Annotated in this window: 7 protein-coding genes and 1 pseudogene; 5 read left to right on the top strand and 3 right to left on the bottom strand. The window is 63.3% G+C overall.

Annotated elements, in window-relative coordinates; all coding sequences use genetic code 11:
- Window position 1: 1 nt before the first annotated feature.
- Window positions 2-1,510, bottom strand: a complete 1,509-nt coding sequence (locus tag IU459_RS29125; protein WP_195132791.1) for a TIGR02677 family protein — start codon at window positions 1,508-1,510, stop codon at window positions 2-4.
- Window positions 1,511-1,895: 385 nt separating this feature from the next.
- Here IU459_RS29125 and IU459_RS29120 point away from each other — a divergent pair, with 385 nt between their 5' ends.
- The gene (locus IU459_RS29120) at window positions 1,896-2,198 is read left to right on the top strand and encodes a hypothetical protein (RefSeq protein ID WP_228838689.1); all 303 of its coding nucleotides are present in this window, start codon (window positions 1,896-1,898) and stop codon (window positions 2,196-2,198) included.
- Between the two features lie 272 nt (window positions 2,199-2,470).
- The gene (locus IU459_RS29115) at window positions 2,471-2,674 is read left to right on the top strand and encodes a hypothetical protein (protein ID WP_195132790.1); all 204 of its coding nucleotides are present in this window, start codon (window positions 2,471-2,473) and stop codon (window positions 2,672-2,674) included.
- A 56-nt stretch (window positions 2,675-2,730) separates the two neighbouring features.
- Here the strand turns inward: IU459_RS29115 and IU459_RS40535 are convergent, their stop codons facing one another.
- Window positions 2,731-3,264, bottom strand: a complete 534-nt coding sequence (locus IU459_RS40535; RefSeq protein WP_440446540.1) for a LysR substrate-binding domain-containing protein — start codon at window positions 3,262-3,264, stop codon at window positions 2,731-2,733.
- A 1,169-nt stretch (window positions 3,265-4,433) separates the two neighbouring features.
- On the opposite strand from IU459_RS40535, the gene IU459_RS29110 reads away from it, so the two are divergent.
- Window positions 4,434-5,654 carry a PucR family transcriptional regulator gene (locus tag IU459_RS29110; protein ID WP_228838688.1) on the top strand — a complete coding sequence of 407 codons (1,221 nt, stop codon included), beginning with the start codon at window positions 4,434-4,436 and terminating at the stop codon, window positions 5,652-5,654.
- Between the two features lie 1,687 nt (window positions 5,655-7,341).
- Here the strand turns inward: IU459_RS29110 and IU459_RS29105 are convergent.
- Window positions 7,342-7,790: pseudogene (locus IU459_RS29105) on the bottom strand (SulP family inorganic anion transporter); the annotation flags it as partial.
- Between the two features lie 630 nt (window positions 7,791-8,420).
- Between IU459_RS29105 and IU459_RS29100 the strand changes: the two are divergent.
- Entirely contained in the window at window positions 8,421-8,603 is a 183-nt protein-coding gene (locus tag IU459_RS29100; RefSeq protein WP_195132788.1) for a hypothetical protein, read from the top strand.
- Window positions 8,604-9,226: 623 nt separating this feature from the next.
- Window positions 9,227-9,415 (top strand): hypothetical protein, encoded by a 189-nt coding sequence (locus IU459_RS29095; protein ID WP_195132787.1) that lies wholly within the window; start codon window positions 9,227-9,229, stop codon window positions 9,413-9,415.
- Window positions 9,416-9,556 lie beyond the last annotated feature (141 nt).

Genomic DNA, 9,556 nt, shown 5'->3' with positions numbered 1-9,556 from the left:
CTCACCTGGCCTCGCGGATCTGCCACGCGCACGATTCGCTGCCGATGGCACGTATCGCCAGCGTGTATCCCTCGACGAGCAGTGTGCCGTCATTCGACTCGATTCGGGTCGCACCGCCGGGTGCGGCTTCCAGTACCAATCCGAGGTCGGGGTCGGTGATAGCAAACTCGATCGCTGGATCCGACTGCACGGTCAACAGGCGAGCGAACTGGTCCAGCAGAACGGCACGTGCTGCCGGGGAGATCCGGGCACCGTCCAGCGGGCCACACGCTGCCAGTTCGGCAGCCGCCTCACGGTGTCGCCTCGCCTCCTCACGTGCGGCCGCTTCGACGAGTTTGCGGTCGGCGGTGGGGTCCGGCACTCGCGAGGTTCTGCCGCGCGCGACTCGATTCCCGCGTTCTCGCAGCGAGATCGGAACGTCGATCGGATCGGCCGTCGTCCACGACGTAGTCGGCGTCACGCGCGGATCGGGTTCCTCGGGCCCGAGCCCCAGGTGCCGGGCCGGCCAGGTGCCGAATGCCGCGGTGAACAGACGAGTCGCGTCGTCCTCGGAAGAGCGGTCCAGCCAGCCTGCCAGCCGGAGCAGATCGGCTCGGCGAGAGTATCCGGTGCGGGAGGAGTCGAGGATGCGTTTAGCATTGGCGATCAGCTGCCCGAGTGCCTGCCCGGCCGCGTTGCGCAGTTGCCCCGGACCGGATTCCGCGCCCGAATACCATTGCTGCAACTGCTTCCAGTCCTGACGGGAGCGACCTTCGGAGCGCTCCACTTCCACCTGTCCGCCCAGATCGAGACCCGGCAGCGTTTCGAGAGCGGACAACAGCTGGTCGAGCCGTTCCAGCACGCGGTCGAGCGCTGCGGCGATCAAAGGCGCGTGCCGGTTCACATCCGCGTTGATGAGATCGACGTAGTCCAACAGCAGCGTCTTGAATTGGGCGTATTCCTCGCCGCCCAGATCGAAGCGAGACAGCACGCCGGAGAGGTAGGCGTAGAAATCGGTGACGCTCGCGGTGAACAAGCGCTGGTTGTTGAAGATGGTCGTGACGACGCCGGCCAGGCGTTCCGCGCGTTCGCCCTCGACGCCGGCATCCAGCAACGCCGGGATCTCCGCGAGCGCATCGGCGATCTGGCCGAGCAGTTCGCGCGCGACCTCGCGCGCACCGTCGGAAGCCCCGATGATCTCGATCGCGCCGCGATGCACCCGCCCGCCGAGCGTCGACACCTGATACCGCGATCGTGCCCGCAGGTACTCTGCGACCGTACTTACCCGGGCATCGCGCAGCGACGGCACAAGATTGCCCCACCGCACCAGCTGCTTGCAGCGGTTCTCCACGACCTCCGCCGGCAACGGAGTTCCTGCGGCGGCGAGTTGCTCGGCCACCGTGGCCGCCGACATGTCCGCGAGCAATGACGCCGTGAACAACGACATGATGGTGATGTACTCGCCGCGTTCCTCCGCTGCCAGATATCGGAACAGGTCCAGATTGGCTGACTCCCTGGCTGATTGACTCATGCCCCCTCCGATCACGTCGCCTGTCCGATGCTCATCCCGCCCGCTGAACACCATAAGACCGAACACGGACAAGTTTGGGCTGATGGATGAGGAACAACCGGACGGATCGGCGCGTCGTTCGTCGGGTCAGGATTGCCAAAGTTTCGAGGCGTACAAGGAAGGTTCCTCGAGTGGCCTACCGCCACCGAGGTCTTCGACACCGAAGTGACAGTATGAACCGCATCGCGACGATCACTCGAAACCGTCGGCGAGATGACACCCCTATCCCAGTACCCTGCTCGGAGTGAATCGAGACCAGACCACATCGCCGCGAATCGTAGCGACAGATTCTTACCGGACTATCGAGAATCCATCCGAGACGCAGCTGCACGACATCCTTGCGGACATGAACCTGAGTGTGCCGTTCGTGATCGTCGACCGGCTCGACGGCCCCGAACCCGGCGACTACTACATCCAGGTTCACCTCGATGAACAAGTGGATCCAGAGCAGGGGCACGGCTACATCGTCGAATTTCGCGACGGCGGACCGGATGCGCATTTCCGTGCCACCGTCAGTGACGACGCTCCGTGGAGCAGCGCCTTCTCTCCCGCATTCGACACCGTGGTGAACACCGTCCAGGACTGGGCATTCCAGCGTGGAGGCTGGCGAACAGCACTGAGATGGGAACGGCTCGAATTCGACCACTGACCAGACGTATGGGGTTCAGCGGGATCCTCCCTGCGCGGTCTATCGCATGGTGTCAGCCGTTGCGCATCGAACGAACCACAGGGGTCAGGTCAGGACGTACTTCGCCGCGTGGCACCGTGGGTTCTGGCACGGATAGCTCGAGTCGTAGCAGGTTGTGCCAGCCGATTCGCGTCACGATTGTGTGTTGGCGCGGCTCGGGGGTATGCGCAACAGAGGAACTCGATGAACTTGCTCGTGTGTCATCGTTTCCGGCGGAACATCAGGAGGTTCTCATGCTCGCTATCGCCGCCGCCGTATCGTTCGGTCTTGCCCTCATTCTCGATCTGGCGGATTCCACCCTCGGTGAGGGCATTACCGACGGCACCCTAATCACCGTCGGACTATTGTTGATCGCGCTGCACCTCGCGGGATTCGGTACCGGCGCGCGCGTAGGCACCGGGGGTCGCTCCTGGAACTGGCGGCGCGTCCGCCGCTGAGCCGCCAACAGCCGACTCGACCGGTCGGGGCGGCGATGTAGACCATCTCGGCAGAGTCACTGCGCGCCCGACAGCTGCCCAACTCGTCTCGGCCGCCGACGCCGCCGCCTTTGCCTGCGCCCACGAGGGCCAGGAGTTCTTGACAGCTGTGGCCCACCCGTCCCTGCGGGAAGGTGCGACCGCTGGGAGTGCGTCGCGGTGCGTGGTCCCGGATCATGGACTGCGGTAGGGAATCCGGCATGTCCAACAGGGTGATGTGGGCAAGATCCTCCAGCGCGATGGAGGTGCGCGACGCCAGCCGATGGTGCACGGCCACCGCGAGCATGCGTGGTTCGCGCATCAAAAAACCGGGCCGATGACCAGATCCGGTCGTCGATCGGGCGGCCGATCAACACCATGTCATAATTGCCGCTACGCCAGCCCGCCGAACCCTCCGACATGTGTAATCCCCGGATCTGCACGTCAGCGTTCGGATGCTCGGCCTGGAATAGTTCGGCCGCCGCCACGATGAACCGGCCGGACGCCAGGCTATCGAAGCCGACGACGAGGGTGCCCTCGACGCCTCCGGCCGCACAGGTCGCGCGCTGGATGGCCGCCTGGATCTGCCGATGACCGGGTCGGGCGGGCCGCTCGAGCAGTTCACCAAGACAGTCTTCGAGACCGCGTTGAACGAGGAGTGACCGAGCACGTGGGCTTCTAGCCGAACCAGGCGCTGCGTTTCGACTGCCGCACCGACTCGCGACCGCCGAACAGGGCACTCACTGGTGCCGCCGTCTACGCCTTAACCGGCAATCTGCGCACATTTGCAGATCGACAGCGTCCGGCCACCCAGCGGACACCGTCCGCACCCCAAAGAGAATGCGTCCTCTGCAAATTTGCGGAGGACGCATGGCAAACGGCGTTAGAGGGAGTCGACCAATACGCACACGCACCCGTCGACGGAAACATGCTGGTCCAGGAGTGAATGCCGGTCTTGTACCGTACAGGTTCCTGCCTCGAATCCGATGTGGATGGCACGTGTGCCCCGGTTTCAGCCGGTGAGCAGCAGGCAGAACGCAAGATCGCGGATCCTGGTGGCGAGGCGCCAGAAGAATGGGGCGGATTCGTATGGCATTCGACCTCATCGTGGGTTTCTCCGATTGCGAGTCGTCTTCGCAGAAGGCGACTTCGAGTACTGTGTCGCAATCGCCAGGCACTCCTCGTGCGTTACTTTTGAGCCGCGCTGATCGGCTTGGACCCACCAACTCAACACCAGGCGCGAGCGCAAAAATAGACCACCTATGCAGTTTCGAACCGGAGGTGCTTACCTCGTCGAGAATCCGACCGAGGTGAAACCGGCTAGGCGGAAACCTGTACCGATGTCCAGATGGAAAGCAGCAGACTAGCTGGTCCTTGATTAGGGAAACAAACCTTCCCTCGGTCGCATGGCCAGGCCGAAGCCCGCACGGGGAGGTGTGGATCCACGCCGTCGATCTCGCCGGTTGCACGTCGTTTCGGCGACTTCCCCCGGTCGCGCTCGACTCGCCGCTCTCCGGCATCTCGGCACGTCAGTCGCAGTTTGGCTGACCGCCATTGTGAACTATCACGACCGCTCGATGACCGACCCTCCCAAAATATCACGTTACTCGGAGTCAACCCTTCTTACGAATCTTGTTCTGGTTACTCTGGTGCAATAGTGCAGTTAACGGGGATGGAAGGAAGTTCGACTATGTCTGTCACCGCTCCGCGCCGGCAAGGACTCACTGTATCCGGCCGGCCCATGTCGTTGCCGTTGAAAGACGTACGGGCCTTGTCGCGGCAGATGGTCGGGCATTTCGTCGAAACCGTCGCCCCCTGCGGCACCTTGCCCGGTGACGCGATCCACGGCGACATCACCATCATCACCCGCGTGTGCTTGGAACTTGCAGTCAGCATGCTGGATGGCAGCAACATTCCGGAGAAGACCGAACAACTCGAGGACGCTGCGGCCCAATGGGCTCGCGAAGGCGTGCCCATTGGTACCATTCACCACGCTATCCACGAGGGCTTCAAGATCGGCTTCGACCTGGTGGTGTCCGCCGCCTCGGCCGAGCAGCGTGCCTCCGGCTCGGCCGACACCGAGCCGATGCTCACCCTCAGCATGGCCGACTACCAAAGTATCCTCGACGGCGCCAAACTCGTCGTCGAAATGCTCGACACCATGACCACGGTGGTCTCGGTGGCCTATGTGCGCGAACTTCGCGCGGTCGTGTCGGAGCACCACACCGCGGTGCACACGCTCACCTCGGCGCTGCTCGGGGGGCACCCCACCTCCACCATGGCCCGCGAGTGCGGCATCGACATCTCCGACCGCTATCGCGTAATAGCCCTCGCCATTCCGTCCCACCCGGACGAGTCCAACCCGATGCTGGACGCGAAAGTCGTTGCCCGCCGCAAACTCCGGCGCGTACAGGCGGAACTGGCCACCCGCTGCGGCGACGCCGTGCTGTCGCTGCTGTCGATCGACGGCGGCACCCTGCTCATCCCCGCCGATCGCATCACCAAGGGCACCCTGAAGGAGCTGATCGGGCACCTGTCGCGGGCGGCCCGCGTGCCCATCACCGCCGCGGTGGTCACCGTCCCCACAGACACCGTGCCTGCCGCTGCCGATCAAGCCCACCAACTACTCGACATGGTCACCCGGATGCGGTCGGTGCCGGGCCTGTATCACTTCGACGATCTCGCGCTGGAATACCAGCTCACCCGCCCAGGCCCTGCCCGTGAATATCTCGGGTCGCTGCTCGATCCACTGGACGAGCATCCAGAACTGCTGGAGACCCTGCAGGTCCATATAGCGCACAACCTGAACCGCCAGCGCACTGCGCGGCTACTGCATGTACACACCAACACCGTGGACTACCGGCTCAAGCGGATCGGTCAGCTCACGGGGTTCGATCCCACCAAGGCGAGCGGGGTGTGGTATCTGCGTTCGGCATTGGTTGCCCACTCTTACCGCAGGTGAGCGGAGTGCGGTCGAGCGGTGTGGAATTACTCCGGTCGATCAGCGTTCGCCGTTTCCGCCGCCGCACGACGGCGCCAGCGCTGAAGGGCGCCGCCAGGCGCTTTTAATCGCAGACTCCATACGGTCCGATACGCCTATGAGTTACGAATACAGGGCATGGTTGTTTCGTTCTCTCACCCATGCCCGCACCGGACCCGATCGATATCATTCGTGCGGTCAGAATCAGCAGGAGGATGGCATTGACAATGGTCGAAAACGCTCTGGAACAAAGCCGACTAGTTGGAAACAAAACATGGATGATATGCGAAGAACCGAAGCAGACGGATTGCGTGCGACATGGCGGCCGTTTCAGGACCACCTGATCTCCATTGTCGCCGTCCACGAGGCATACGGCGCCACGCCGATCGTATCCTTCGGCCCCGAGGACTTTCCCGATCTCGCACAAGCACGAGAACTCCTTCCGGAAATGAACAAGTTGTGGGACGCGGTACGGCACGACTTCTGGACCAAACTCATTCCGCCGCAACCACGGTGCCAACGGCGATGGACGCGATCTTGAAGCCCCGCGCCCACTGCTGCGTGCGCATCGGGCTCTCAACCAATGACCACCGCCGTGTGGTCGACGCGACACAGCCGGAAAGGGCCAGGGCTCTCGGCAACCCGACGCTGAAGAACTGGTCAGCAAGCCCGCTGGCTCCCCCAGCGCAGATACCGGAGATGTTTCAGCGCTGCCCGCTCCTGGATTCGTTCACCTGACACGACGAACTAGCCCTGCAGCTTTGCCGCTGTATTCGGCCTCGGCGCACTGATCATGTCGATTGGAGCTCGGCTCTGCCCTCGAGGTCTCCTGCAGGCCGTGCTCGCGACAGGCCGATCAGAGCTGCACGCCGTTCCAGTTCTTCCGGAATGCCGGTTTCAGGTGTGGGTGTTCGACACCCCGCCGTCCGGCAACGACGCCGATGACGGTCCACAATGGCGTGGACCTCGAAACGGGCCCTAGCCATGGTGGCCCTGAGTAACTTTCATAGGCCCGCAATATCGATAACCTTTGCGCCTCCGCGCTCGGGAGCCTGACCAGATGAAACTGGTTCACCTAATGGATTACATTCATTGCCGTCCGTGCGGGAGAGACTTGCCATCGACAATGGAAGGCTGCCAACGCCTGCACGCATGCCGCGCCCGGGAGGGCGCTCGTACAGGAATGACTTCTGCGGATTGGAAAGCTGTCGCTTGTTGGCTCGATCCGGGCCGGAATCATCCGATAGGACAGATGGGATCGGAATAGTGGATCCGCGCGCAGCGCAATGAGTAGAGAGCTGTCAGCCACGTCGGTTCATCAACTGGCACATGCCCTAACCTCGGCGCCGATCGCCGCTACCCGAAAGAATCAGTCGCTGAACGCATCTCGTGTGTCAGGCCGGAATCTGGCGATCGACGTCTAGTCCGGATGGTGTCGCCACCGGCACTGGGTGCGAGTTCACTTGGTGAACTGGGGAACTCGCACACGACCGGTCACGACGCCCGGGGCGGCGACCTGGTCTGTGATTTCGCTGATGCCGTCGGCGGTGACCTCGAGCACGCAGGCGGTGGAGATGTCGAAGAACAGGCCCGACACTGTCAGGCCGCGGTCGGCGACGGCCTGACGGATCACCGGGTGGCGTTGCAGGGTCTCGAGCTGCACGGCGACGTTGACCATGCTCATGGGTAGTTCGGTGATGTTCTCGAAGGCCGAGCTGCGCGACGAGCCGCCCAGCACCACGTGCACCTGCTGCAACGCGATGGTGACGCCGATACCGGCGAGCATGGCATGCACGACGACCGGCGCTATCGCCAGCGCAGCGCGCGCGATCCGGCTCAATCCGAACACGATCTGCAACAGGCCGGCGGCCATGGTGATGAACAGGTTGTCTTCCAGCCGAACTGGTGAATGGTCTCGGCGACGACCACAGTGAGGCCCGCAGCCGGCCCGCTGACCTGCAGCGGGCTTCCACCGACGAAGCCGACGACGATGCCACCCACGACGGCCGCGATCAGGCCTGCGGCGATAGGGGCGTCTGAAGCGATGGCGATGCCCAGCGACAACGGCAGAGCGACGAGGAACACCACGATCGAGGCGGGCAGATCATGGCGGCAGATCGACGAAAATCGTTCGGACCGCGCTGCTCATCGCGTTCGGCGCGGGGCTCTCGTACGCGGCCCAGGTCGTGACCCCCAGGGAATCCCGGGTGAGGCTTCCGATCCAGGCGTCGTATCGGTGTCGGCGGACATATTTCTCCTTCGCCAGGCCGGTGGGCCGGTCCGGTCGGTTGAACATGTTCTCCAGGCATCGAAAGCAACTGCAGGCCAATGTGTGTCAGACACATCATTCACCGGCAGGCGCTCAGGCAGGAGGGTTTCCAAGATCAAAGTACTGGCAACAGCACAGCGAAAACGGGTCGCACGGATCTTTGTGACCGACACTATTCCGAACGGCAATGTCTTCTTCGGCGTCACAACTCGAGTGGCGCAGTGTGCCCCCGTGGCCGACTTCGAGGTATTCGATGCCGAGGACGAAGACCACAACCAATCGACAGAATTATCGTGTGTATGCACGACACAGTTAATGTGAACGCCAATGAATTTTGTGATCGTTCACGATAGTTTTGCAAGTAATTGATCTTGGAATCTGAATTCTCGAAAACGGCGTGCAGCGATCCCCGGGGTCGTGATCTGATTGGGCCGTCTCGGGCCTGGGGCTTTTCGCATAACACGACTGAGGATGACTGTATGAACTCGAGAATTATCCGTCCGCTCGCCGTGGCCGCATTCGCACTATCGGCCACCGCCCTCGGTGTCGGCACGGCCTCAGCGGATGCGTCCGCGGCCACCCCCGTCACGGGCTCGGTGGAATTGTGTATTCCCATCCCCCTTGGCTCGGCCGAGAACACCTTCTGCCTGCCTATCGGCTAGCCCGGGCGCACGCGGCGGTGGCGACACCATCCATGGTCCGTACGACTCCGTGCTTCCAGTTCGGAGTCGCCACCGCCCTCAGCCTGCGCCCCAAGGTCGGCGAGCGGGCTCCAGGTGGGGGGCACCGGAGGGATTGCGCGCGAGCGGCACCACCCCGTCAGGGCGGGTGTCGCAGAGCCGGGCAAACGCCGGGATCAGGCGAACAGCCGGACGTCGGGCCGTGTTCGTGCACGGCGACCCCTCCGGCGTCTCTGGGCGCCTGCGCGATCACCGAGCGCGGGATCAGGGCTTGGCCTCGGCGCATCGGCGTCCGCGGCCATCGCCCCCTATGGATCATTCCCGATCAGGTAAGTAGGAGTTGTACGTGAGCGTTGAGACCGCGGACGCCACAGCACTGTCCGCCACGGCGGCACGCCTGCGCATTGCACTGACCGTGATTTTGCGCCGCGCCCGGAGGCATCCCGATGGGCGTCAATTGTCCGCGACGCAATGGGCGGTGCTGGGACGCCTGAATCGATGTGGAGCCATGGCCGCCGTCGATCTGGTTCGCCTGGAGATGTTGCGCCCGCAAACGATGCGCAACGTCGTCGGACGGGTTACGAGATCTGGGGCTGATCGTCGGCTTGCGCGACCCGATCGACGGGCGCCGCGTGAACCTGATGCTCACCGACGAAGGCCGCGCCTGGGTGCGCGGGCAGCAGGCACAACTGAACAACGCTCTCGCGCAGATCTTGTCCGAGAGCTTGTCATCGAGCGAACTGCATAAGGTGGACGACGCGCTCGATCTGCTGGAAAGAATTGTTTACGGGTGATCTACCCATGCCTGTGGCCGGTCCCCGATGACGGGACCACCCGGTCTTTGAGTCCGGGTTGTTGTCGATCCAGTTTCAGTTGATTGTGCAGGCCACCGGGTGGTGGCGGTGGGTGCAGCTGGCAGCGTATTCGGCGGGGGT

This window comes from Nocardia amamiensis (genome assembly GCF_015477605.1).
Taxonomy (GTDB): Bacteria; Actinomycetota; Actinomycetes; order Mycobacteriales; family Mycobacteriaceae; genus Nocardia; species Nocardia amamiensis_A.
Note: the sequence above shows the minus strand (reverse complement) of the source record. Positions and strands in the feature narration are given on the sequence as shown.

Bases quoted from the DNA above. Each gene is read 5' to 3' on its own strand.
- IU459_RS29125 (WP_195132791.1), bottom strand. From the start codon at position 1,510: ATGAGTCAATCAGCCAGGGAGTCAGCCAATCTGGACCTGTTCCGATAT.
- IU459_RS29120 (WP_228838689.1), top strand. From the start codon at position 1,896: ATGAACCTGAGTGTGCCGTTCGTGATCGTCGACCGGCTCGACGGCCCC.
- IU459_RS29115 (WP_195132790.1), top strand. From the start codon at position 2,471: ATGCTCGCTATCGCCGCCGCCGTATCGTTCGGTCTTGCCCTCATTCTC.
- IU459_RS29110 (WP_228838688.1), top strand. From the start codon at position 4,434: ATGTCGTTGCCGTTGAAAGACGTACGGGCCTTGTCGCGGCAGATGGTC.
- IU459_RS29100 (WP_195132788.1), top strand. From the start codon at position 8,421: ATGAACTCGAGAATTATCCGTCCGCTCGCCGTGGCCGCATTCGCACTA.